General features: G+C 33.5%; 21 protein-coding genes. 7 read left to right on the forward strand and 14 right to left on the reverse strand.

Features of this window, described 5'->3' with window-relative positions; genetic code table 11:
- Entirely contained in the window at positions 1-1,443 is a 1,443-nt protein-coding gene (gene pyk / locus QZZ53_RS04310; protein WP_296381858.1) for a pyruvate kinase, read from the forward strand.
- A gap of 9 nt (positions 1,444-1,452) precedes the next feature.
- Here the strand turns inward: pyk and QZZ53_RS04315 are convergent, their stop codons facing one another.
- Together QZZ53_RS04315 and dinB are read right to left on the reverse strand one after the other, a co-directional pair.
- Entirely contained in the window at positions 1,453-2,433 is a 981-nt protein-coding gene (locus tag QZZ53_RS04315; RefSeq protein ID WP_296381861.1) for a hypothetical protein, read from the reverse strand.
- 46 nt (positions 2,434-2,479) lie between these two features.
- Positions 2,480-3,589, reverse strand: a complete 1,110-nt coding sequence (dinB, locus tag QZZ53_RS04320) for a DNA polymerase IV (RefSeq protein ID WP_296381863.1) — start codon at positions 3,587-3,589, stop codon at positions 2,480-2,482.
- A 44-nt stretch (positions 3,590-3,633) separates the two neighbouring features.
- Here dinB and QZZ53_RS04325 point away from each other — a divergent pair, with 44 nt between their 5' ends.
- The 3 genes from QZZ53_RS04325 (at position 3,634) to QZZ53_RS04335 (ending at position 6,867) form a co-directional block, all read left to right on the forward strand.
- Complete coding sequence (locus tag QZZ53_RS04325; RefSeq protein ID WP_296381865.1) at positions 3,634-4,236, forward strand: DUF2238 domain-containing protein; 603 nt, start codon at positions 3,634-3,636, stop codon at positions 4,234-4,236.
- 38 nt (positions 4,237-4,274) lie between these two features.
- Entirely contained in the window at positions 4,275-4,742 is a 468-nt protein-coding gene (locus QZZ53_RS04330; RefSeq protein ID WP_296381867.1) for a CYTH domain-containing protein, read from the forward strand.
- Between the two features lie 649 nt (positions 4,743-5,391).
- Positions 5,392-6,867, forward strand: a complete 1,476-nt coding sequence (locus QZZ53_RS04335) for a PcfJ domain-containing protein (protein WP_296381869.1) — start codon at positions 5,392-5,394, stop codon at positions 6,865-6,867.
- Positions 6,868-6,956: 89 nt separating this feature from the next.
- On the opposite strand, the gene QZZ53_RS04340 is transcribed toward QZZ53_RS04335, so the two are convergent.
- The 6 genes from QZZ53_RS04340 to QZZ53_RS04365 form a co-directional block, all read right to left on the reverse strand.
- On the reverse strand, positions 6,957-7,958 hold the full coding sequence (locus QZZ53_RS04340) for a hypothetical protein (protein WP_296381871.1): 1,002 nt from the start codon (positions 7,956-7,958) through the stop codon (positions 6,957-6,959).
- A gap of 3 nt (positions 7,959-7,961) precedes the next feature.
- Complete coding sequence (locus QZZ53_RS04345) at positions 7,962-8,426, reverse strand: T9SS type A sorting domain-containing protein (protein WP_296381873.1); 465 nt, start codon at positions 8,424-8,426, stop codon at positions 7,962-7,964.
- Between the two features lie 101 nt (positions 8,427-8,527).
- Positions 8,528-10,441, reverse strand: coding sequence for an OmpA family protein (locus QZZ53_RS04350; protein ID WP_296381875.1), 1,914 nt, complete (start codon positions 10,439-10,441; stop codon positions 8,528-8,530).
- Between the two features lie 20 nt (positions 10,442-10,461).
- A complete protein-coding gene (locus QZZ53_RS04355) occupies positions 10,462-11,370 on the reverse strand; it encodes a type IX secretion system membrane protein PorP/SprF (RefSeq protein ID WP_296381877.1) in 909 nt (302 codons plus the stop codon).
- 26 nt (positions 11,371-11,396) lie between these two features.
- A complete protein-coding gene (locus QZZ53_RS04360) occupies positions 11,397-16,676 on the reverse strand; it encodes a fibronectin type III domain-containing protein (protein WP_296381878.1) in 5,280 nt (1,759 codons plus the stop codon).
- 220 nt (positions 16,677-16,896) lie between these two features.
- On the reverse strand, positions 16,897-17,859 hold the full coding sequence (locus QZZ53_RS04365; RefSeq protein ID WP_296381880.1) for an endonuclease: 963 nt from the start codon (positions 17,857-17,859) through the stop codon (positions 16,897-16,899).
- A 72-nt stretch (positions 17,860-17,931) separates the two neighbouring features.
- Here QZZ53_RS04365 and hflX point away from each other — a divergent pair, with 72 nt between their 5' ends.
- Complete coding sequence (gene hflX / locus QZZ53_RS04370; RefSeq protein ID WP_296381883.1) at positions 17,932-19,143, forward strand: GTPase HflX; 1,212 nt, start codon at positions 17,932-17,934, stop codon at positions 19,141-19,143.
- Between the two features lie 51 nt (positions 19,144-19,194).
- On the opposite strand, the gene QZZ53_RS04375 is transcribed toward hflX, so the two are convergent.
- The 6 genes from QZZ53_RS04375 to QZZ53_RS04400 form a co-directional block, all read right to left on the reverse strand.
- Positions 19,195-20,103, reverse strand: a complete 909-nt coding sequence (locus QZZ53_RS04375) for a DUF3078 domain-containing protein (protein WP_296381885.1) — start codon at positions 20,101-20,103, stop codon at positions 19,195-19,197.
- A gap of 139 nt (positions 20,104-20,242) precedes the next feature.
- Complete coding sequence (locus tag QZZ53_RS04380; protein ID WP_296381886.1) at positions 20,243-20,749, reverse strand: DUF2480 family protein; 507 nt, start codon at positions 20,747-20,749, stop codon at positions 20,243-20,245.
- 1 nt (position 20,750) lies between these two features.
- On the reverse strand, positions 20,751-21,077 hold the full coding sequence (locus QZZ53_RS04385; protein WP_296381932.1) for a DUF59 domain-containing protein: 327 nt from the start codon (positions 21,075-21,077) through the stop codon (positions 20,751-20,753).
- Positions 21,078-21,141: 64 nt separating this feature from the next.
- Entirely contained in the window at positions 21,142-21,564 is a 423-nt protein-coding gene (locus QZZ53_RS04390) for a SufE family protein (protein ID WP_296381888.1), read from the reverse strand.
- A gap of 33 nt (positions 21,565-21,597) precedes the next feature.
- Positions 21,598-22,125: a hypothetical protein gene (locus QZZ53_RS04395; RefSeq protein WP_296381890.1), complete on the reverse strand. Its 528-nt coding sequence runs from the start codon at positions 22,123-22,125 to the stop codon at positions 21,598-21,600.
- A gap of 135 nt (positions 22,126-22,260) precedes the next feature.
- Positions 22,261-23,475, reverse strand: a complete 1,215-nt coding sequence (locus QZZ53_RS04400; protein ID WP_296381893.1) for a cysteine desulfurase — start codon at positions 23,473-23,475, stop codon at positions 22,261-22,263.
- Positions 23,476-23,609: 134 nt separating this feature from the next.
- Here QZZ53_RS04400 and QZZ53_RS04405 point away from each other — a divergent pair, with 134 nt between their 5' ends.
- The gene (locus QZZ53_RS04405; RefSeq protein WP_296381895.1) at positions 23,610-23,942 is read left to right on the forward strand and encodes a PadR family transcriptional regulator; all 333 of its coding nucleotides are present in this window, start codon (positions 23,610-23,612) and stop codon (positions 23,940-23,942) included.
- A 2-nt stretch (positions 23,943-23,944) separates the two neighbouring features.
- Entirely contained in the window at positions 23,945-24,373 is a 429-nt protein-coding gene (locus QZZ53_RS04410; RefSeq protein ID WP_296381897.1) for a hypothetical protein, read from the forward strand.
- The last annotated feature ends 152 nt before the right edge of the window (positions 24,374-24,525 follow it).

Raw genomic sequence — 24,525 nt, forward strand, 5'->3', positions numbered from 1 at the left:
TTGATGTCAAATAAGAAAACAAAAATAGTAGCCACATTAGGACCAGCAACGAGCAACAAGGAAGTTTTAAAAGCCATGTTAGATGAAGGTGCAAATGTATTTAGAATCAACTTTTCGCATGCTGATTATAAAGACGTTGAAGAACGTATAAAAATGATTAGAGAACTCAACGATGAGTTTGGTTATAACGCTTCTATTTTAGGAGATTTACAAGGTCCTAAACTGCGTGTTGGGATGATGAAAGGTGAAGTCATTGTTAACGAGGGTGACGAAATTATTTTTGCTACTGGAGAACGTTTTGAAGGCACAAAAGAGCGCGTCTATATGACGTATGATAAGTTTCCACAAGATGCACAACCAGGTGAGCGTATCTTATTAGATGATGGGAAATTAATTTTCGAAGTCGTTTCTACAGATAAGAAAACTGAAGTAAAAGCGAAAGTGATACAAGGTGGACCATTAAAATCTAAGAAAGGGGTTAACCTACCAAACACAAACATTTCTCAACCAGCATTAACTGAAAAAGATATAGAAGATGCGATTTTTGCTATTGGACAGAAAGTAGATTGGATGGCATTGTCTTTTGTAAGACATGCAGAAGACTTAATGCAACTAGAGAAATTAATCAATGATCATAGCGACCATAAAATTCCAATTATTGCTAAGATAGAAAAACCTGAAGCTGTTGAGAATATAGACAAAATTGTTGCGTATTGTGATGGTTTAATGGTGGCTCGTGGTGATTTAGGAGTAGAAATTCCTGCCGAGGAAGTGCCTTTGATTCAAAAGCAGTTGGTGCTTAGAGCTAAGCGTGCTAGAATTCCTGTAATTATTGCAACGCAGATGATGGAAACTATGATTACAAGTTTAACTCCAACAAGAGCAGAAGTAAATGACGTAGCAAACTCTGTTATGGATGGTGCTGATGCTGTAATGTTGTCTGGCGAAACTTCTGTTGGTCAGTATCCTGTACAAGTAATTCGTCAAATGGCTAACATTATACGCAGTGTAGAGGATTCTCCATTAATTGAAGTGCCACAATCTCCACCACATATTCGTACTAAAAGATATATTACAAAAGCAATTTGTTATCATGCAGCTAATATGGCAAATGAAATTAATGCCACAGCGATTTCTACATTAACTAATAGTGGTTATACAGCATTTCAGATTTCTGCATGGAGACCATCTGCTCATATATTAGTATTTACGTCTAACAAACGTATATTAACACAACTAAGTTTACTTTGGGGAGTTAAAGCGTTTTACTACGATAGATTTGTTAGTACCGACGAAACTATAGAAGATGTAAACGCAATCGCTTGCAAAAAAGGCTATTTAGACGTTGGAGACATGCTTATTAGTTTGGCCGCAATGCCAATACAAGCTAAAGGTATGGTGAATACGTTGCGAGTTACTGAGATTGAGAGTTGTAGTTTCTAGGAGTATTTTTTAAAATTCAAGAAAATCTATCTGATAAATCCGACTAGATCCATTATCATACTTATTAATTTCAGTGAATAATTCATCAGCAGAACTAAAACCATTTTCTTTTTGTTCTACATTACTTCTTCGACTTGTAAAATAAAGCGTCCCATTATTTACAAAAGGACAAAACTCCATGTGTTTAGAATTGATGTTCTTACCTAGGTTTTCAGCTTTAGTCCATTCACCATTTACATTTTTACTTATATACATATCACCAGAACCAAGCCCATCTGCTCGTCTCCAACCACCAAAAATTATATACGATTCGTCTGGCGCAATAAAGGCATTATATTCTGGACCTTTGCTATTAATACCTTCTCCTAAAATTATTGGCTTAGAGTAAGTGTTGTTTTCCCATTTACTAACAAAGATATCGTCAGCAGATTCTAGTTCTTTTTTAATAGTGGTAAAATAGAGATTGTTATTGCTAGCAACTGCTGGATAAAATTCATCACCATCAGTATTAATTGGCGCTCCAATGTTTTTAGGTTGCGACCACATTGAAGTTTTAGTTTCTCGCTCTACATACCAAATATCCATATCTTTAATGTTAGTATTATCTTTAGAAACTGGTCTGTTGGAAGCAAAATATAGTTTTAAATTATCAGGTGAAAGAAAAGGTTCTAAGTCTGTGTATTGTCCTGAGAAATTACTTATTTGTGGTTCTTGCCATTCACCATTTTTGTTTTCAATTTTCATAATTACAGAAAGTTCTCTAGCAGGACTTTGTAAAGAAAAATAAGCTTCATTCTCTTCTGAGTTCATTGTAAAATCCCTAACGTTTATAAACTGTGAGAAGATGTGCTCTGCAAAAGGTTGGACACTTTCTTTTGGTGCTTCGATTTTTTCAGTTTTTGCTGCATCTGTATTAATTGCTTCTTTTTCTTTGCAAGAGGTCATCACAAATATTAAAAGAATGACGAGTACAAAATTTAAGGATTTCATTTTTGGTTGTTTTTGTTAGCCTTATAAACTTAAGGCAATCAAATGACTAAAATTCAAATTTTAACTGTACGCTAACAGATTTTTTCTTGGCTTCGGAAGCTTTAGATCTATTTGGTTGAGTATTTAAGTTAGACATAGAAATTCCTAATAACCGCACAGAATTATTCAATTTATCTTGATACAATAAATCTTTAGAAGTTTCAAGAATAATGGCTTTTTCACTTACAAAATAAGGCAATGTTTTGCTCCGCGTTTGTAACGTGAAGTCACTATACTTAATTTTTAAAGTAACCGTTTTTCCCGCTACTTTACTTTTATCTAATCGCTTCGATACTTCTTCAGCAATGTGTTCTAGTTTTTCGAGCATAAAAACTTCAGAGGATAGGTTTTTACTAAACGTACGCTCTGCGGCCAATGACTTTCGAATACGATTTGGTTTCACTTCACTATTATGGATACCACGTACTACATGATAATAATAACGACCCGATTTCCCGAAGTTTTCATCTAAATATTCGAGACTTTTTGCTTTTAAATCTTTTCCTGTAAAAATTCCTTTTTGATACATTTTTTCTGCCGTTACCTTGCCAACACCATAAAACTTTCTTATATCTAAATCTTCTAAAAACTGAAGCACATCTTCTGGGTTTACCGTTTTCTGTCCATTGGGTTTATTATAATCACTAGCAACTTTAGCAATAAACTTATTTATAGAGATGCCTGCGGAAGCTGTTAAGCCAACTTCATTAAAAATCCGTGTTCTTATCTCTTCGGCTAATAAAGTTGCGCTAGGAAGTCCTTTTTTGTTCTCTGTGACATCTAAATAGGCTTCGTCTAATGATAATGGTTCCACTAAATCTGTATAATCGTAGAATATAGACTTTACTTGCTTGGAAATTTCAGAATAACGAGCAAAATCTGTTTTAACAAATATTAGTTCTGGGCAAAGTTTTATGGCCAGACGACCAGACATGGCGCTTTTTACGCCAAATTTACGTGCTTCGTAGCTTGCTGCACTAATAACACCTCTTGCACCTCCACCACCAACAGCAATTGGTTTTCCTTTTAGATCGGGATTATCCATTTGCGCTACAGATGCATAAAATGCATCCATATCTACATGAATTATCTTTCTTATTGGTAAGGCTTCTGACACACCACAAATTTATAATATCTTTGGTTGCAACGATTAACCAAACTATGAAACTTATTTATTCGCTTCTTGTTTTAATAATACTGCTTCTTATTTGGTCTGCTGTTAACCCTTTTGAATATTTCACATGGATTTTAGAAGTTTCTCCGGCAGTTATAGGAATTATAGTTCTTGTGCTTACTTTTAAACGTTTTCGGTTTACAAATTTGGTATATGTTCTAATCTTTTTTCATTGCGCTATTCTAATAATTGGAGGCCATTACACGTACGCAGAAGTTCCATTATTTGATTGGATACAAGAAGTCTTCAACCAAACTCGAAATAATTACGATAAAGTTGGGCATTTTGCACAAGGATTTGTGCCTGCTATGATTGCAAGAGAATTAGTAATTAGAAAACAGGTGGTTAATTCTAATAGCTGGCTTAATTTTATAATAGTTTGCATGGCTATGGCAATTAGTGTTACTTATGAATTTATTGAATGGGCAGTTTCTTTAGGAACAGGCGAGGGAGGAGATTCTTTTTTAGGAACACAAGGTTACATTTGGGATACGCAATCTGATATGTTATTTGCAACTATTGGTGCAATTATCGCTTTGATATTATTTGGAAAATACCACACAAGACAAATAAAAGAATTGAATATTTAACTTTATAAATGTGATTCCTGTTTTCATGGGAACTATAGATGATAGAAATAGAACGTAAATTTTTAGTCACCTCAGATGCTTTTAAAAATGAAGCATTTAATAGCTATACCATAAAACAAGGTTTTTTAAATAGTCATAAAGAGCGAACGGTTAGAGTACGTTTAAAAAAAGACAAAGGCTACTTAACTGTAAAAGGTAAATCATCTGAAGATGGTTTATCTCGATTTGAATGGGAAAAAGAAATTTCAAAAACTGAAGCAGAAGCACTTTTAAAACTTTGCGAAAAAGGTGTTATTGATAAAGTTCGTTACGAAGTAAAATTGGGAAATCACACTTTTGAAGTTGATGAGTTTTTTGGAGAAAATGAAGGCTTAATAATGGCTGAAGTGGAATTAAATTCTGAAAAAGAAACTTACGAAAAACCAAATTGGCTAGGAAAAGAGGTGACAGGAGATATAAAATATTACAATTCTCTATTGAGTAAATCACCATTTAAAAGTTGGTAAATTAATGCTTAATTTCTGCGTCTTTAAAAGTTAATTAAGCTATTGAATTCAATAGATTAAAGCGTTTTTTAAATTTATGTATTTTGCGCATTTACTTGGACCTTTTAAAATTTAGATTCTTTATAAATAGACCTTTAAATTCAAATTTTATTTGGAAATAATAAAAGTCTAAGTTTATATTTGCAACCAATTAAAACAAACAATTAGAACTAATGCAAGTAAAAAATTCGACATATCATCTATTTATTATTGGACGTGAGCCAATATTAGATTCGGGTTTTGCAACGTGTATATCCAAGATATAAGAGTTACCAAAAAAATATATTCAAAACCCGAGTTGTAAAAATCTCGGGTTTTTTTATTGCTAAAATTTAAAAAATGAGAACAGAAATAAACCATAATGCAGTAGTCGCAAATCAACTTTTAGTAAAGTTAATCTGCAGACATACATTTGAACCGAAAATCCTTTAGTAAAACAAAGCGATTATGATGCTAATAAAGCTCGGTTCTGTAAAAAGAATCGAGCTTTTTATTTTTTAAAAAATTAAAGCCAAAAACAAATAAATGACAATTATTAAACCACGTTTACATATCGTAATTACAAGTTTAAGTGGCTTTACATAGCTAATAAGATGTAAATAAAATTAAAATGAAGCCTATATGCAAAAATCAAAATATAAATAAAAAACCTAGTGCTTATATAGCCTTGGTTAATAAAATCTATAGCGAGTCTAATAAGCCACAGCGCTATAAAGGAACTATGGAATCTATGTTGAGAGAGTTCTTCTCTAAGACAAGTAAATATAGATATACATGGAAAAGAGACACCTTCAAAGCCTTGCTTGTCCATTTGTATAACCAAAAGTGTTATGCTCTTTTACGCAGTTATGCTGAGGTAGAAGTATTACATAATATTAGTGCTTTTGGTAATAGAATATATAATGACATTGAGGGTTGGGAAGCTAGTAACGTAACAAAAGAGGAACAAATAAGTAGTTTGATAAAGTATTGTTTTGCTAAATACGAGACTCCTAAATTTCTAGAATACTGTTTTTATGGTAGCCAAAAATTGTACATGCTTTGGTATATACAATTAGGTAAAGGTGTTAGTGTTAAAGACTTGTCTCAAATGCCAATAAAGCTCACTAGTAAAATGGCGCACGAGTTTAGAAATGCTCCAGATTATTATAGTGTTTTTAAGGCTTTGCGTTATGCTCAAGCCATAGGTTGTGGAGCAACAAAAGAAGCTGCCAAGCTTATAGCGTTTTCTAGTTTGTCTAGAACTCGAGATAATGAAGAAGTCTTTTGGACTACAGTGGTTCAGTTTTTTTCTCAAATTGAACGTTTGGAAACTAACGAATTGGACCAAATTGTAGATTACTTGGCTTATAAGTATCGTGAGAACAATTCATTTTCTATGAAGGGTAGAACATTCAATGCCTTACTCAATCAAACGAATGATTGGCATCGTACAATGTATATTAATCGTGAAATTGAAAATGTTTTATCCTGGAAATCATCTGGTATAAAACCATTGTATAAAGCTGAAATTATTGGAGGACAAACCATAGTTTTTAAAACTATAGAACTTTGTAACTCAATAGAGCTTTATGACGAAGGTAAAGCAATGCAACACTGTGTTGCCGAATATGATGAAGATTGTGAAATAGGGGATAGTCGTATTTTCTCTTTGCAAAGTCAAGCAGAGAATGAAGCACCAACGCGATTGGCAACAATCGAAATTGCGTTGCCTTCATTTGAAATTGTACAAGCAAAAGCAAAATACAATCAAGAGCCTAATAAAAAGACAATGATGTTAATAGAGGATTGGATTAAGAGTTCTAATATAAAGAAAGTAAAAAAGGTAATACCTAACTACGAACCTATTGCTCATGCAAGAGCAGTAGAGCGTACTGAAATGAATAATTTTGATTTTGGTGCTACTTTGATATTTAGAATAATCCTTCTTATTCTTTATTTATTTTTAATGTTTGGTAGATTGTTGACTTCACAACCAACAATTAAACCAGATATAGAAAACTATCCCTTTTCTATAGATATGAAACATCAGTTAGATTCAATATTTAAAGAAAAGTATGGTGTTAAACCGTTTAAGGTTGAATAAAAAAACGCTCAGAATTTTCAGAGCGTTTTTATTTCGACAAACTAAATACTATATCTGAAGAATATTTTTAGAAAGCCTCTTTATATTTTTTAATCATTTGTTGATCCAATAATTCCCAAACCAGCACCACTAATACTTTGAGCATACCAAGTGTTGGTTTCTTTGTTCCAAGAGTAAGCACTGTTTTGGGAGACAACACCAATATTACCATTAGATTCTATAATAGAAATAGCAGTTCCGCTTACACTTTGAGCGTACCAAGTATTGGTTTCTTTATTCCAAGCATAAGCAGAGTTTTGAGAAATAGCACCAACATTACCATCAGAAGTGACAATAATCTTAATACCTGTTCCACTCATGCTTCGTGCGTACCAAGTATTGGTTTCTTTATTCCAAGCATAAGCAGAGTTTTGAGACATAGCGCCAATATTACCATTGCCTGCTTTTAAATCGATATAAGAACCACTCATGCTACGAGCATACCAAGTATTGTTTTCATCATTCCAAGCGTAAGCAGAATTTTGAGAAGCGGCACCAATGTTTCCTTTAGATTCAATAATAGATTGACCAGCACCACTAAAGGATCTCGAATACCAAGTGTTGGTTTCTGCATCCCATGCATAGGCACTATTTTGTGAGTAAGCTCCAATATTTCCACTTTGAGGAGTGTTAGGAGAATTATTATTAGAGTCACCAGAATTTTTAGCATATAAAGCATAAGGCACACTTAACAATTGACTAGTACCAGCGATCGTATAATTAGTTCCGCCAGCTGGATCAGTTTCAGATTTTATATAATAAGTACCATTTCCCCAATCAATAGACGAGAAATCATCTGTTGTTGTACCAGAACCTATAGATAAGGTAACTAATCCGTTTTCGTTGGTTGTAACAGTGTGAGTTTCTGTATAAACAGCAGTTCCAGTATCTGAGTTTTGTAATATACTTATTCTAATGCCTACAGAAGTAGTTTGTATAAGATCACCATCTGCATTTCTTACTAAAGCTTGATAGCTCATTAGCTCTGGTGCTTGGGCAAAAGAGATAAAAGAAAATGAAAATATAAACAGTAGTGCGTATAGATTTTTCATGATTTATTTTTTTGAAATTTTATAAGATTGAATAATAGTGTTGTCTTTGATTATATTTAAAATATATATTGATGTTTCTAAAGAGGTCAGTTCAATTTTAGATTGAAGTGTGTTTAATTCACCTAAAGTTATTGTTCTACCTGATAAATCAATAAGTTGATATTTTAGATTTTCAATAGTGTTCAGGTGTATGTTTAAATAGTTTTCCGTTGGATTCGGAAAGACTTTAGAAATAGAGTTACTGAAATCATCGATATTTAAAACCTGAGAGACCTCATAAGGTATTTGAGCACCTGCAGAAGAACTTCCACCAAGACCATTAGCTTCTTTATAATGTATAAGACCAACAGAATAGGTTACTTTCCCTGAAGAAGACATGCTTTCTGACCCAGAAGACAGAATACTTTCTTGTGCAGACAAACCAAATGTGAAGCAGAATACTATAAAAACTAAAATTATTTTTTTCATCGATTTTTGAATTTAATAGAACCTCTAATGTAAGTTAAATCCTAAAAAAAGCCTATCATTTTAACAAAGGATAGGCTTTACTACGACTATTATTTTATAATCTATTTTGTGTCCGGACCACCACTTACAATAATAAACTCTGAACGTCTGTTTAATTGACGTTCTTCATCTGTACACTTTGTACCACAATCTATTTTTGGTTCAGTTTCACCTTTACCCATTCCTGAGATACGAGCTTCGTCAATACCTTTAGAGATAACATACTGAACTGTAGTTTTTGCTCTACGATCAGAAAGTCTCATGTTATATGGGCTAGAACCTATATAATCCGTATGTGATGTAGCATTAATTACAAGGTCTGGAAATTTGTTCATTATCTGTATAAGTTTGTCTAATTCAAAAGCAGCTTGAGCAGTAACATTAGATTTATCATATTCAAAATAGATAGGTGCTAATTCAATTTTATCAGCAACTATTAATTTTTCAATTGGATCTAATGAAATTTGAACATTATTTTCTTCTTCGCTAGAACCTTTAACAGCTATTTTTTTACTATCGAATCCATCCATTAGGACTTCTAATTCTGAATCTTCTTCACATTCAACAATAAATTCAGCAACACCATCTGCATTAGTAGTTTTAGTAACAACTTTATTCCCTTCAGTATCATATAAAGAAACAGAAGCTCCACTTAATGGCTCACGAGTTTTATCATCTAAAACAGTAGCTGCAATTAACACATCACAAAGCGGTTGTAACTTTTTAAAGGCATAAACATCATCACTACCTTTACCACCATCTCTGTTAGATGATACAAAACCTTCTTCAGAATCTTCATCAATAGTAAATGCAAAATCATCACCGTTACTGTTAATAGGAATACCAACATTTCTAATTGGTGCTATTTTACCATCAATTTCTTTAGTGTAAAACACATCCATTCCACCAAGGCCTAAATGGCCATTAGAAGAAAAATAAAGTGTATTTGTATTACTAATATAAGGGAACATTTCTTGTCCTTCAGTATTTACTTTTTGACCCATATTTTGTGGTTCACCTAGTGTTCCATCAGAGTTTATTGCAGCTTTATATATATCAAAATCACCAAAACCACCTGGCATATTAGAAGCGAAGTATAATGTATTACCATCAGAACTTACAGATGGGTTCTTTACTGAATAATTTTCACTGTTAATAGCTAAGTTTTCTACAGTATCCCAATCACCACCTAGTTTGGTCGCCTTAAAAAGATATAATTGGCTAAATCGCGTTTTATTTAAAGAGTCTTTCTGAAAAACTTTTTCAAAATAACTCTCTCTAGAAAAATACATGGTTTTTCCATCTGGAGTAAATGACACTAATCCTTCATGAAATTTAGTATTAATCTTATCGTTTGCCATAGTGGCTGCTTGATATGTACCGTCTGAGTTTTTAGACATTGTATAGATGTCTAAGAACGGCTGATCATTCCAACCATAAGTTTTACGATTATCATTACGACCAGATGTAATATATAATTTTCCATCGTGAACTGTACCGCCAAAATCCGATTGCTCAGAGTTGAATTCTGCGTTCTGAACATTGAATTTCTTTCCTTGTTCTAATATTTTAGGAAGGTAATTAGGGTTGTTTTTATATGCTGAAGCTCTATGATCCGATGGACGCATAGATGCAAAACGATCCATTTGTTGGTTCGATAATTCATATTTACCGTTTGCTTTAAGCATTTGAGAGTACTTATAAACCATTTCTGGGTTATCTGAAGACTCAAGAGCTTTTGCATACCAACGTTCGGCTTCTACAGTATTAAAAATATTGTAATAGCTTTCTGCTAGTTGACTGTAAACGTAAGTGTCACCTTTTCCGTTTTCTATAAGTTTATTATAGCTTTCAGCAGCTTTAACAAATTCATATCTTGAAAATTGTTTATCCGCTTTTTTAGTAGCTGTGTTCTGAGCAGTTAAGCATAAGCTACTCATCAACGTAATAAATAATAATGTTTTTAAGTTTTTCATAATGGGTTTAGCTTAGCTGATTAAAAGTATCTTGGTGAACGAGAAACACGTTTTGGAAAATTAAGGTCAAATAATAACATGACCTCATGTGATGCAGGCGCATATGCCTTTATATCTGATGATACAGCGTCATAAGCATATCCAATTCTTACCGCTGGCGATAGATTGAAATTGATTAACCCAGAAAATGAATCATCTAACCTATATGAAGCGCCTATTTCAAATTTCTTGAAAAATCGAGCATTTACGTTAACATCGAAAGACGTTGGTGCATCAAATGCAGATTTAACCATAAATGAAGGCTTCAATTCTGTGTTTGGTGATAGATCAAAAACATAACCACCTGTAAAGAAGTAATGTTGCGTTTCTGACCCTATTTTAAAACCATTAGCATCTAAATGTACTGATGATAAAAGGTTTGGGACAGATAAGGCGACATAATACTTATTGGTGTAATAAAAGAAGCCAGCACCTATATTTGGTGTTGTCTCATTTATATTATTTTGAAAGAAAGGATCATCTTCATCAATAATATCTATATCTGTTAAACCAATATCGTGAAAAGTTGCACCGGCTTTAACTCCAAATGCCAAACGATGTTCACCACCTAATCTCAAAGTGTAAGAAATATCGGCATAGAGATTAGTTTCCCTAACAGGACCAATTTGATCTGCAATAACCGACATACCTAAGCCAAGATTATTACCAATAGGCGAATGTCCAAAAAACGTTCCTGTTATTGGTCCGCCATCAATATTAGTCCACTGATTTCTGTACAATAATCCAAAAGAAAGATTTTCTCTTGAACCTGCATAGGCAGGATTAATGATATTCATATTATACATGTACTGTGTGTACTGAGGGTCTTGTTGTGCATGCGTTTGGAATGCCAAAAGTAATAAAACCGCTATAATAGAGAGTTTTTTCATTATAATAAGTTGATTCAGTTAGTTGATTATTTGTTAATGTATATCCAAGCGCTACGTGTCTTCGTACCACCTTCATATTCCATAGTATAGAAATAGGTTCCTACAGGAAGCTCTTTACCATCGTTGGTTTGTCCCTCCCATTCATTAGTGTAATTTGTTTTTGAATACACAAGAGTTCCATTTCTATTAAATATTTCGAGTTTAGTAACACCGTAACTACTTAAGTCGAAAGTTTGGTTATACATATCACCATTTGGCGATATACCTTGCGGAATTACGCAAGTAGGTAATTCAATTACAGTTGTATTAATAGGTGCATTACACGTAATAGTAGAATCGTTAAATTCTATAAGTGCACTATATTCACCAGCCTCAAGTACAGAAGACAATAATAAACCAGATTCACCTGGAATAAGAACATTATCTAAGAACCACTGGATGCTTACTTGGTCTACTGTAAAGTTTGAAGGAATTATTCCTATTTCTACAGGGACTGTTGCATTAGGGCATACTTCATAATCATATTGAGGATCAAAAGTAGCTAGTGGCAAAATGTTAACCTCTAAGTTAAAAGATGTTGTTTCGTAACAACCAGTAACAGTATCTTCTACCCTTATAAAGATAGCTTCACCACTACTTGAATATGTAGTTGTTAAAGCACCTGCGTCATTATTAGCATCATCTTGCGAAGTATGATAAGTTATTTCTATATCTGCTACTGTTGAAACTTCATCATTAATTGATGCTAAATCAAATTCTGTTGTACCATCAACATTACCATCTGTATCATCACAAACAATAAAGTTTGCGGGTTGGTTGGCTAAAGGTCGAGGGTTTACAACAAGTTCTACATCAACTAATTGACGACAGCCTAAGTAGTTATCATTAGCAGCGTCTGTATCTTCAACTCGCATTATTAGTGTTTCACCTGCAGAGTTATAGAGTGATGCTACAGCATTCTGAGCTTGATTTGCGTCAGTAATGTTTGTGTAGTATGTGATAGTGAAATCAGTACCTAAACCTAATGAGGTTGACAAAGCATCTAAATCAAAGTCTTCAACACCATCACTTCCAGGACCGTCACATAATGTAATATTTTGAGGGTCGATAGAATCTGTGTCGTCATAGAAATTGATTTCTACCAATGCAGAAAAATACAGTTCAGTCTGGTCACAAATTCCACCTAGTACTTGCGCTTGGTACGTGCCAGATTCTGTTACAGTTAAAGTTGGCATGTCATAATCTGGGATTGCAAAACCATCCATATACCAAACAACTTCATCAACATCGTAGAATGTACTTGCTTCTAAAAGCACGCTATCAAAACCACAATAATTAAAAATTTCATCTGGTGTTGCTAGGTCTTCTACATCATCATCAACTACTCCTCCTTCAAGTTCTAGGACCACGTCACAAACTACGCTACAATTAGTTCCGTCTGGCGGGCCAGAGTCTTGTGTAAATGTGTAAGTTCCAGCTACTTGTGAGAAATTGGTTATTAGGATAATATATGTTGAATTTGCAGGAACGCCAGTAAGTGTAATTGTTTCTGAAAATGTAGGCGAAAAACTACAGTCTACAATATTTTCAGTAAGCAATTGTGCACAAGAAGATTCTTGATCTACAAATGGACCCCAAACCATAAAATCTATATCTAACGGAGCTCCACCAGCATCTGTTTGCTCTAAAGTAAATACATAATCACCTGCATCATCAAATACAATCGTATTCCACTGTGGATCTGGTTGAGATCCTAGACAGTCGTAATCTAAAAACGGAGGTGCTACATCCTCACTAACAATACTAGTGTATTGTATGTCTGGATCGGCACAAATAGGTAAAGCGTCATAACAAAATGTTGGATTGAATGTACTTATACAAAGATCAAAAGTACTGGTCTCAGCATTTACACCAGCAGAAAAGACTCTAACATAATAGGTGTTACCCACAATTAAAGCAGGTGTAAGACTAGCATCGTCATCAGAGCAATATACTTCAGTAAGACTACCACAAGTACCTTCATAAAGCGCGTGATCTAAATTAAAGGTTCCACCAGCTATGTTTTGTATAGCAATAATTTGTTGTTCTCCAATAGCCGTAAATTCAAACCAGACATCATCGTCAGGTGATCCGCCACAGCTACCAGTCGGTACACTAGAACTAGTTGCTGCTAATATTGTTCCAGGATTTACAGTATCACATTCCTGATCAGGATTTACAAAAGCTACAATTGCATCAATACACTCGTCGTTTGCTGGAGGACAAGCTAAAACTTCAAAGGTATCACTACTAATAACACAATTATTGTCTTGTTCATTTGTAACAAATACTTTTACAGTAGTAGGAAATGGAAATGGGCCTACTTGATACGTTCCTGTTGCCATGGCTTGTACAGTGTTAGTATCTACATTATTAGAAAGTTCTAAAGAATTAGCATCACCTAAACTGATTACATTAACGTCGATAAAAAATTGATCGCTACCACAATCTGGAACAACTGTAAAGTCTGCTTCAGGTATTGTACATGTTAATGCTTGAATATTAACGGTAAAATCTAATGTTACTCCAAATGTTCCATTATAACAAGGATCTGGTACAACTTGATTAAAGTCAGCACCACTAATTCTCATTCTGTGTTCACCAATAGGTGCAGTTATAGGTAGTGTAAATGCTCCTGCTAATAAATGAGGGTTATTACCTCCTGGGGAATTTCCTTGGTAAATTACTTCGGTATCATCAAAGATTAAATCATCGTTAAAATCTATCCATATATTAGTATCATATGTAAATTGATGCCCGTAAAGGACTTCGAAGTCTGTTTGAATTTCCTGAAACACATTAACTATAGTACTAGTATGATTCTCATAAGTAACATCTCCTAGAGTTGGAAAATCAGTAATACCAATAGTTGTATTTAAAACGCCATTACCATCAATTGTTGGCATTGATTCGCAATAGCCAGTAAAAAAGCTACCAGGACCAGCAAAAGAACTTAAGTTAGTTGGGTCGCAAATAGCCTGAACATAAAATTCATAATCAGTATCTGGATTTAAACCTGTTAACACGAAAGGGTTTGTTGTTACATCTGCTTCAACAGTACCTGTACCTAAAGCAAAACCGGTTGGACCGTATTCTATATTCCATGAAGTTGCAGTTCCAGCTTCTGTCCAACTTACTTCAGTAGAAGTTAAAGATAAATTCGTAGCCGCTAAATCTGCTGGCTCTGCACAAGTTGGGATACCTCTAACACGGAAATTATCTACAAAAACTTCATTATCAGCTGCATCATCAACAGCACCTTCCGAACCTAAAATTCCAAATTGAACTGTCATCCCTCCATAAGCAGTTAAATCTACAACAGGATGCTCTCCTGCTGCGTCTACTACTGATGTACTATCATAAGTTAATAGAGGAGTCCATGTTGCACCATTATCTGTAGTGATTAATAATTGAACGATATCATCTGACCCTAAAGTACCAGCAGTTGTGCTGCTACCAAATTGCATAATACCAAAATCAAACTCAACTTGAAAAGGACCACCTGTTAAATCGAATTGTGGGGAAAGAAGCCAATCACTTTTTGCAGCTAGCCATAGATTAATACTATAAGCACCATCTCCAGCTCCAATATTTAAAAATTCATCTGCATTCCAAGAACCTGCTCCCAAATCGCCTGGGCCAGTTGTAGCATCTCCACTATCAGCTTCATTCCAACAATTAGGAATTATCGTTGTAAAATTTTCTATATAATCTGGGACGAATACATCACATAGCGTTGTAAATGTAAATGGACCTGAAAAATCACTTGTATCTCCGCCACCACAATCTGCCTGAACATAAAAGTCGTAGCTAGTACTAGCCATAAGACCAGTCACTGTATATGGATTAGAAACACCAGTTGTAGTTGGTGTGCCAGTTGGTACATCACCATTTGGTACAACTTCTACATTCCATGTTGTAGCTGTTCCATTTTCTGTCCACCCTAAATCAGCTCCATCTAATGTTACAACTGTTGCCGTTAAATCTATTGGAAATGTACATGATGGTCCTTCTTCTATACACACATCAGCTGTTCCGTTTTGAACATCACTCCATATTACGGCTACATAAGTGTTACCTGGAGTAAGACCTCCAATTATATCAGAACTTTCACCAGCATCAAAAGTATTATTTTCACAAGTTCCTATTGTTGCACCACCACAAGCATCTAAAACCTCTAAACCAATACCATTAGCTGCACCACCAAAATTAAAAGTTACAGAACCTACTGCAGGAGCTGTAAAACTTACCCAATAACCAAAATCACCAAACCCATCACAAGAAGCAGTCTCGCCATTCGCTTGAAGATCTTCCGCTATACTAAAATCAAATGTTGTAGGTGTTGCCGTATCACAATCAGCTTCAACAGTCATAGCAAAAGCAGCAGCACAAGTGCCACCTGGTGTTGCAGTAACAAAATTAAAAGGACCAATAAGGTTTGATGTACCCGAACCACCACAATCTGATAGAACATAGAAATCATATGATGTACCAGCTGTTAAACCTGTTAAGCTATAAGTTGTAGTTGTAAGACCAGAAATTGTAGTTCCAGTACCAAGAGTAAAACCAGCAGTTCCCCATTCAATATCCCAAAGTGTAGCAGAACCTGTTTCTGTCCATTGTAAATCAGCACTAATCTCCATAACATTTGCAACAGTCAGCATATCTGGATCTGGACACGTAGGAGGAGTTTGTGATGTTATTGTTGGTGCATCAAAACAGAAACCCCATTCGTAAGCCGCACCACCTGCACCACCATCATCTAAAAATGATATTCTATATTGAAAACCAGATAATTGTGTAGCGGTAAAACCAGCAATATTTAATTGATTACTTGTAAAAGCATCCCTTCCTCCATTACAAAAATTGTCAAAAGGTTGATCGGCAGAAGCGACAAATTGCTGCCAAGTAACCCAAGTACTAGAATCTGCATCCCAATATTCTAAATTTAGAGTATCATCTAAATCATTATAGGTGTAATCTACATCTAAAAATAGCCATGTTTCTCCAGCTGTAAATGCAGCAGAAAGATCAATTATAGGAGATTCTGCAGCGATATCATCATCACTTCCAGCACCAGCATCATCATCATCGAAAGCAAAATTAGTTGTTAATGTTGGGTCTGCTTCAAAAGCACCAGGATCAACGTTGTATGTTCCTGTAACTGTCCAATTGGTATTAGGCCATGCAGCAGGCTGATTTAAGACTTGAGCACTTAAAGAAAACGAAAAGCACAAAAGCAATAAAAATAGAGTAACTTTTTTCATTATTAATCGGTTTGTTAGAAATTATTTAGTCCCTTATAATACACTGATTATAAGAGAATTGATTTATTAATTGTAATATGAGGCTTGGTTGGGCATTAGTTACGTTGGTTAGTCGTTTTTTTTACGCCCATTCGAATATATAAAAAATGCCTATTAACAAGATGTTAACAATGCTATAATAGATTAACTACCGTAATAATCGATAAAAGGTTTTTAATTTTCACACCTTATTGGAAGGTTTAAATTGAATGTAAACAGGAAAATGGTCACTGTAGCCTCCTTTATATTTTTTACCAACATAGGTTCTAAAAGGTTGTCCTTTATATTTACCATGATATTGGGTTAAAAATTTAGTATTAAAGACATCAGCATTATGAAAAGCTAAGGCAGAATTTTTAGCATCGAAAAAGTTAGTAGAAAATAGAATTTGATCAAATAAGTTCCACTGAAAATCATAGTTTTGACTTCCCTTATCGCGAGACCAAACAGTTTTAAAAGGATTATAAAGCTCGCTTTCTTTTTCCATCAAAGTGATGCTAGTATTGTTAGGATTGTCATTAAAGTCACCCATAACCACAATTTTAGTATTAGGGTTTTCCTTTTTCAAGGTTTTAATTATAGAATTCACCTTGTTTGATGCAGTCAAACGTTTAAACTCAGTTTCCTTTTCTCCCTCCCTTCGAGACGACCAATGATTTACAATAATATTCAAAGATTCATTATGCAGAGTTCCTTGTACCAAAAGAATGTCTCTGGTATAATCTTGTTTTCCAGATTCATCTTGCATATATACAGAGAAAGCTTCAGAATTTTCAATTTTAAAAATATCGCTTTTATAAAGGAGTGCAACATCAATTCCTCTTTCATCTGAAGAATCATAATGTATATAACTATACTCCTCTTTAATTAGGTTTTTACTTCTTACCAAATCCGATAATACCTTTTTGTTTTCAACTTCAGCTAAACCTATTAGTACAGGAGCAATTTCAGTGTATTCTTCTCCAATTTTAGAAATTACAGACCCTAATTTTCTTAATTTATTTTGATAACGTTTTGATGTCCATCTTTTGGCTGATGTTGGTAGAAAATCGTCGTCATTGGTCTGAGGGTCATTTTCTATATCGAATAAATTTTCGATGTTATAAAATGCAATTGTATAAGGAGTGTAGTTATTATTAGTCATGGCAATAAATATATGATTTTAAAACCTTATTCTAAATAATGCATTTGTTTAACTTTGTACTTTAATTACTTTATGATAGAAAAAAAAGATATAGCATTAGAGAAAGTTGTTTTAATAGGTGTTATTACACAAAGCCAAGACGAAGAAACATCTAAGGAATACTTAGATGAATTGGAGTTTTTGACCTTTACTGCAGGTGGTGAAGTTATAAAACGCTATACTCAGAAAATGGCAATGCCAAATCCCAAAACTTTTATAGGTACAGGAAAGATGGATGATGTAATGCATTATGTTAAAGACAATGACATTGGTACTGTAATTTTTGATGATGAATTAACTCCTGCACAAGAACGTAATATTAGTAAAATACTTAATTGTAAGATATTAGATAGAACCAATCTAATCTTAGATATTTTTGCGCAACGTGCGCAAACCAGTTATGCAAGGACTCAGGTAGAATTAGCACAATGTGAATATTTGTTGCCACGACTAAAAGGAATGTGGACACACCTCGAAAGACAAAAAGGTGGTATTGGTATGCGTGGACCTGGAGAAACAGAAATAGAAACTGATAGACGAATTGTCCGCGATAAAATTTCATTATTAAAAACTAAGATTAAAACCATTGATAAACAAATGGCTGTGCAACGTGGTAATCGTGGTAAAATGGTACGTGTTGCATTAGTAGGTTATACCAATGTTGGGAAATCGACTTTAATGAATGTGATTAGCAAGAGCAAAGTTTTTGCAGAGAATAAACTTTTCGCCACATTAGATACTACAGTTAGAAAAGTAGTTATTGGGAATTTGCCATTTTTAGTGAGTGATACTGTAGGGTTTATTAGAAAATTGCCTACACAATTGGTTGAATCTTTTAAAAGTACGCTTGATGAAGTTAGAGAAGCGGATCTTTTACTTCATGTGGTTGATATATCTCATTCTAATTTTGAAGAACATATAGATTCTGTAAATCAGATTTTAGATGAAATAGAAAGTAGGGATAAGCCAACCATTATGGTGTTTAATAAAATTGATGCTTATGAAGCAGAACCGTTTGACGAAGAAGATCTAATAGTTGAAAAAACTGAAGCTAACTACAGTATTGAAGAATGGAAAAAAACATGGATGGCTAGAGTAGGTAATAATGCGTTGTTTATATCTGCATTAAACAAAGAAAACCTAGATGAATTTAGAAAACGAGTTTATAAGGAGGTAAGAGAAATACACGTGACACGTTTTCCATATAACCACTTTCTCTATCCAGACGTTGAGGATATTGAATAAAAAAAGAGGTCTAAATTTTAGACCTCTTTTTTTTTAAAATACTTTTTTTTATTAGAAAGCGTAGCTTAAACCAATAGTATAATACGACTGCACTTTATTATCAGCATCTTTTAAGTCTACACCCTGAAAATTAGCAGCTTCTTGTTGGTTGCTTCTTAAAGCAAAATCGAAACCAACACCAATCATTTTCCATAATTTATAGCTAAAAGAGTTTGTCCATGTCCAGTTAGATAAGTCACTAGACTTATAGCTTTGAAATGTAGAGAAGTTAGTCTTAAAATTAATCGCACCTATAGACCTAGTATAATCAGCAACAATTTTTGCACCAGTAGAAGATTCGAAAGCAGCATCATTTTTAGCAAATACAAAGTTGTAGTTTAATGGATGAATAACAACAATCATATTTTCGATTGGAGTCCAAGTAGCACCAACACCAACATCTAAAAACCCTGGATTATTAAAGTTATCCAATAAAGTAGTTCTGTATTCCATTAAACCAGAAACTGCCCACTTCTCACTTAGTTTACGTCCATAAAGAGAAGAAATGTTAAAAACATCTGTTACTGGGTTAAATTCATCGCTATCTAAATCGGTGTCTTTATTATCTAATTTCACCCAGTTCAAATTAGCTGTAAGTGCGTTTCTCCAGAAATATTTGTCCTCAAGTTTGTTTGCAAATGCATTAACAGTTAAACCAATGTTTCCTGAAACATTATTTGGTGCACCTTGAGCAAACCAATTGTTAAAGTTAGATAAACTTCCTCCAATAGTACCAAAAGCTCCAGTTCTCCAACCAGGTAAAGCATCTATCTGTGCTTGTAAAGCATTAGCCTCTCCTTGAAACTTATCTGCTTCAGCTTGTTTTTCAGCCTTTTGGGTTTCTAATTCTTCTTTAGTTTGAGAAAAACCAAACGTAATGGCAAATATTAAGAATGCCGATAAAAGTAATTTTTTGTTCATAATGAATTAAAATTTAATAAATAATAGTTGTTATTAAGTTGCAAATATAAGTGTTTATTGATTTCTGTTAAAAAAATAAAACGAAGAAATCGTTGCCTTTAAGACCTTAAAATTCAAGAAAAGTCACATTTTTAAAACACTATTTTCTTTTAAAAAGTGGAACGGAAGAACAGGCTTCACCAAACATAATAGATTTTGCAATTGGTTTTAATCGTTGTGAAAGCAACACCAAAGCATTTGCAGGAACAGGTTTGTGAGAGCAACCTTTAATAATTACTGGTAAATCCGTATAAGTTGAAAGATCTAATTCTGAAATAATTGATGTGTAAATAATAGATTCAAGATGTTTAAGAGAACCAATAACGGTTAGTTTAGAATACTCTTGAAGCTGAATAGAAATTAACATATATGCCCAATCTGGCACAATGGCATCAGTAGAACAGTGCAGCGCGACATAACAATCTTGGTATTGCGACCAATCTTGTTTGGCAACATAAACTCTAAAGTCTTTTTCTCTTAGCACTAAACCTTCAAGCAACCAATCTTTAATATTAAACTGAACACGCTTACCTTCAGGATAATAATCTTCTAGATCAATAACTCTTAGTTTGCTGTTGGCAACTCTATTTATAATTTCGTCTGCCATGTTAAAGCATACCCAATTCTAGTTTCGCTTCTTCGCTCATTAAGTCTTGTGTCCAAGGCGGATCGAAAGTAATTTCCACTTCTGCATCTTTAACCTCATTAATAGATTTCACTTTTTCTTCGACTTCTAGAGGTAAAGTCTCTGCAACAGGACAATTAGGTGTTGTTAAGGTCATTAAAATTTTTACATCTAAATCTTCATTAACAAATACATCATAAATTAGACCTAGCTCGTAAATATCTACTGGAATTTCTGGATCGAAAATAGTTTTTAAAACCCTTACTATTTTATCTCCTAATACGTTTGTGTCAATCGTTGTATCACTCATCATAAATCTTATTTATTGTTATATTCACATTGCACTTCGACTACGCTCAGTGTGATAGTTGTTTTTAATTCAATTGTGTTTGGTATGCAATAGCATATAATTTTATTTGTTTTATCATACTTACCAAACCGTTGGCTCTGGTAGGAGATAAGTGTTCTTTTAAACCAATTTTATCAATAAAATCAGTATTGGCTTCAATGATATCTTTAGGGTGTTGATTAGAAAATGTTCTTATTAGTATAGCAATAATTCCTTTGGTAATAATAGCATCACTATCTGCTGTAAAGTTCACTTTATCATCTTGCATATTTGCATGTACCCAAACTTTACTTTGACAACCTTTAATAACATTATCTTCAGTTTTGTATTGGTCTTCAATTAAAGGCAAATCTTTTCCTAAATCTATCATGTATTGGTAGCGTTCTTCCCAATCTTCGAACATAGAAAACTCATCAATAATTTCATTTTGTACTTCTTCTATTGTCATAGTCAAAATCTTTGCAACAAAATTACAAAATCACTATTGCTTAATAGCATTTTCTTTAATGGATAACACTTTATTAACTAGATCTTCTATGTCTTTAGGAGGATGACCTTCATCGAAAGAAGGTGTTGTAAAATAAAGATCTCCTCTTATTATCGACAATGTGGTATGAGCTGCTCCATCATATAAGCGTTTATCCGTTGGTGCTTTCAATTTTTGAAATGCTTCTATGTCTATTGCTTTAAGAAGCTTACTAATTTCGTTCCAGTCTTCTTTTCCACATTTATAAGTGTCCATTTCTTTAAGATTTCTATCAGAAGACACCAAAACTTCAGATTCTGAAACTTGAATATATTCAAAGGATCCTCTAGATAAAGCTTTGTATATAACTGTTGGTTTATTATAATTGTCTTTAACAACATCACTTTTTGTAAAAGGCATTTCTTTGGCAGGTTTTGATGCGACAACAGGTTCTTGTTCTTTAGAATTTGAAACAGTTTCTTTTGTTGAATTACATGATCCAGTAATCATTACAAGGGCAAAAAGGCTAAATAAAATTTTCATGTTTTTATCTGTATTGTCTTTTAATGGTCACATGCTGTTCACTATTAATCATTTCCTTGGGAGATTAAATTTTGAACATGCTCGTTTCATATTTAAAGTGTTTAAAACTGTAAGTTACACTTTTGATGCCAAACTTTAAGACAGCATCATTACTGCTTTTTTTAGGGCAGTAATAAAAGTATCTATTTCTTCTTTGGTATTGTAGAACATAAAAGATGCTCTTATGGTACCAGGAATTTTAAAATAATCCATAATAGGCTGTGCACAATGATGACCTGTACGAACCGCAATTCCCATTTTATCTAAAATAGTTCCTATATCATAAGGGTGAATGTTTCCTACATTAAAAGAAATAACAGACGTTTTCTCTTTTGCAGTACCATAAATTTTTAGGCCTTCAATTTGTTGAAGTTGCTCAGTTGCATATTTTAAAAGTTCGTTTTCGTAAGCAGAAATATTAGCAAACCCAATACGATTCATGTAGTCTAAAGCTGCACCAAAAGCAATACCGCCACAAATGTTTGGAGTACCAGCTTCAAATTTATGCGGTAAATCTGCATAGGTTGTTTTTTCGAATGATACTTCAGCAATCATTTCTCCTCCACCTTGATAAGGCGGTAATTTTTTTAACCACTCTTCTTTTCCGTAAAGCATGCCAACTCCAGTTGGTCCACAAATTTTATGTGCTGAACAGACATAAAAATCTACATCTAATGCTTGAACATCTGGTTTTATATGCGGACAAGATTGAGCACCATCGACCAAAACAACTGCTCCAAATTTATGAGCTTCAGTAATGATGTATTTTATTGGATTTATTGTTCCAAGTGCATTAGAAATATGGTTAACGAAAACCAGTTTTGTGTTGTCGTTTAAAATTGAATCAAATTCTGAAAGCACCAACTCTCCGTTTTGATTCATAGGAATCACTTTCAATATTGCTCCTGTACGTTCACATAACATTTGCCATGGTACAATATTACTGTGATGCTCTAAAGCCGAAACGATGATTTCATCTCCTTTTTGTAATAGTGAAGAAAAGCCATTAGCAATTAAATTAATGCCATGTGTTGTCCCAGAAGTATAAATAATTTCATGAGAATGCTTAGCATTAAAATGGTTCTGAATTTTTAGGCGGGCTTGCTCATAAGCATCAGTTGCTTCTTGGCTCAGACTATGAACTCCTCTATGGATATTAGCGTTGTAATTACTATAATAATCTACTATTACATCAATGACTTGCTGAGGTGTTTGCGATGTTGCCGCATTATCAAAATATATTAAAGGTTTCCCATTAACTTGACGATGAAGTATTGGAAAATCTTTTCTTATGTTATTTACGTCTAGCATATGTTAATATCTGAATGCAAAAATACGAAGCATTAGCGGTAAACTAAAACATATAACAAGGCTTTAAGAATAAGAAATTAAAATAATTTTCACATTTTATATAAATACATTTAAATAAAATGTATATTTGTATTATGTATAGTAAAGAATTAACTAAAGGAACGTTGCAACCTATCATTTTAACACTTATAAATGATAAGGGTAGAATGTATGGTTACGAGATTACACAAGAAGTAAGAAAGATGACTTCAGGAAAAATTGATATTTCGGAAGGTGCATTATATCCCATTTTGCATAAGCTTGAAGCAAAAAAGGTTTTAGAAACTGAAAAAGTTTTTATTGGTAAACGCGTTAGAAAGTATTATAAAGTGACTGAAGAAGGGAAGAAAATGGTTGAAACTGTTACAGAAGAAATTAATGATTTTATTGAAACATTAAGTTTAATTTTTAACCCTAAACCAATATAAATATGGAATTACTAGAAAAACATATTACTTTTATTGAAAACAGTTTAACATTATACGGTGTTGAAAACAAAGATTTAAGAGAAGATTTGGTGGACCATATCTGTACTTATATTGAAAATGAAGAATTGAATGATTTTAATTTATTATACCAGCAAGCATTGCAGAAATTTGGTGGCTATGCAAGTTTTCAAAATCTTCAGCTCGAAACCAATTTTCAAAAACATGCAAGACAAATAATTACAATCAATAAGTTGAAATTCTCGGCTGGCTTTGTTGTGATTCTGTTGTTGGTCATGAGTTTGGTGTTTCAAATGATGCAATGGCCTTATGCCAATGCTTGGTTGCTTGGAGCTCTATTAGTTTCGGTTTTGGTCATTCTTCCGATTCATTTTTATGCTCGATATAAAAAATCTATCCACAAATATTCTTAATTAAACTTATCATGAAAAAATCATTTTACATCCTCGGATTTATTACTTTTTTTATTCTCGGAATTGGTGCCATGTTCGAGTTTCTAACTTGGCCATACAGAGGAGTTATAGTTTTTATTGGTTTTCTGTCTCTTAACTTTGGACTTATTCCA

This window comes from Winogradskyella sp. (genome assembly GCF_016744625.1).
In the GTDB taxonomy this organism is placed as follows: domain Bacteria; phylum Bacteroidota; class Bacteroidia; order Flavobacteriales; family Flavobacteriaceae; genus Winogradskyella.

Bases quoted from the DNA above. Each gene is read 5' to 3' on its own strand.
- QZZ53_RS04345 (WP_296381873.1), bottom strand. From the start codon at position 8,426: ATGAAAAAAATAATTTTAGTTTTTATAGTATTCTGCTTCACATTTGGT.
- QZZ53_RS04400 (WP_296381893.1), bottom strand. From the start codon at position 23,475: ATGCTAGACGTAAATAACATAAGAAAAGATTTTCCAATACTTCATCGT.
- QZZ53_RS04325 (WP_296381865.1), top strand. From the start codon at position 3,634: ATGAAACTTATTTATTCGCTTCTTGTTTTAATAATACTGCTTCTTATT.
- QZZ53_RS04340 (WP_296381871.1), bottom strand. From the start codon at position 7,958: ATGAAAAATCTATACGCACTACTGTTTATATTTTCATTTTCTTTTATC.
- QZZ53_RS04375 (WP_296381885.1), bottom strand. From the start codon at position 20,103: ATGAACAAAAAATTACTTTTATCGGCATTCTTAATATTTGCCATTACG.
- QZZ53_RS04405 (WP_296381895.1), top strand. From the start codon at position 23,610: ATGTATAGTAAAGAATTAACTAAAGGAACGTTGCAACCTATCATTTTA.
- QZZ53_RS04335 (WP_296381869.1), top strand. From the start codon at position 5,392: ATGAAGCCTATATGCAAAAATCAAAATATAAATAAAAAACCTAGTGCT.
- QZZ53_RS04390 (WP_296381888.1), bottom strand. From the start codon at position 21,564: ATGACAATAGAAGAAGTACAAAATGAAATTATTGATGAGTTTTCTATG.
- QZZ53_RS04380 (WP_296381886.1), bottom strand. From the start codon at position 20,749: ATGGCAGACGAAATTATAAATAGAGTTGCCAACAGCAAACTAAGAGTT.
- QZZ53_RS04365 (WP_296381880.1), bottom strand. From the start codon at position 17,859: ATGACTAATAATAACTACACTCCTTATACAATTGCATTTTATAACATC.
- QZZ53_RS04330 (WP_296381867.1), top strand. From the start codon at position 4,275: ATGATAGAAATAGAACGTAAATTTTTAGTCACCTCAGATGCTTTTAAA.
- QZZ53_RS04385 (WP_296381932.1), bottom strand. From the start codon at position 21,077: ATGAGTGATACAACGATTGACACAAACGTATTAGGAGATAAAATAGTA.
- QZZ53_RS04350 (WP_296381875.1), bottom strand. From the start codon at position 10,441: ATGAAAAACTTAAAAACATTATTATTTATTACGTTGATGAGTAGCTTA.
- QZZ53_RS04360 (WP_296381878.1), bottom strand. From the start codon at position 16,676: ATGAAAAAAGTTACTCTATTTTTATTGCTTTTGTGCTTTTCGTTTTCT.
- QZZ53_RS04315 (WP_296381861.1), bottom strand. From the start codon at position 2,433: ATGAAATCCTTAAATTTTGTACTCGTCATTCTTTTAATATTTGTGATG.
- QZZ53_RS04355 (WP_296381877.1), bottom strand. From the start codon at position 11,370: ATGAAAAAACTCTCTATTATAGCGGTTTTATTACTTTTGGCATTCCAA.
- QZZ53_RS04395 (WP_296381890.1), bottom strand. From the start codon at position 22,125: ATGAAAATTTTATTTAGCCTTTTTGCCCTTGTAATGATTACTGGATCA.
- QZZ53_RS04410 (WP_296381897.1), top strand. From the start codon at position 23,945: ATGGAATTACTAGAAAAACATATTACTTTTATTGAAAACAGTTTAACA.
- hflX (WP_296381883.1), top strand. From the start codon at position 17,932: ATGATAGAAAAAAAAGATATAGCATTAGAGAAAGTTGTTTTAATAGGT.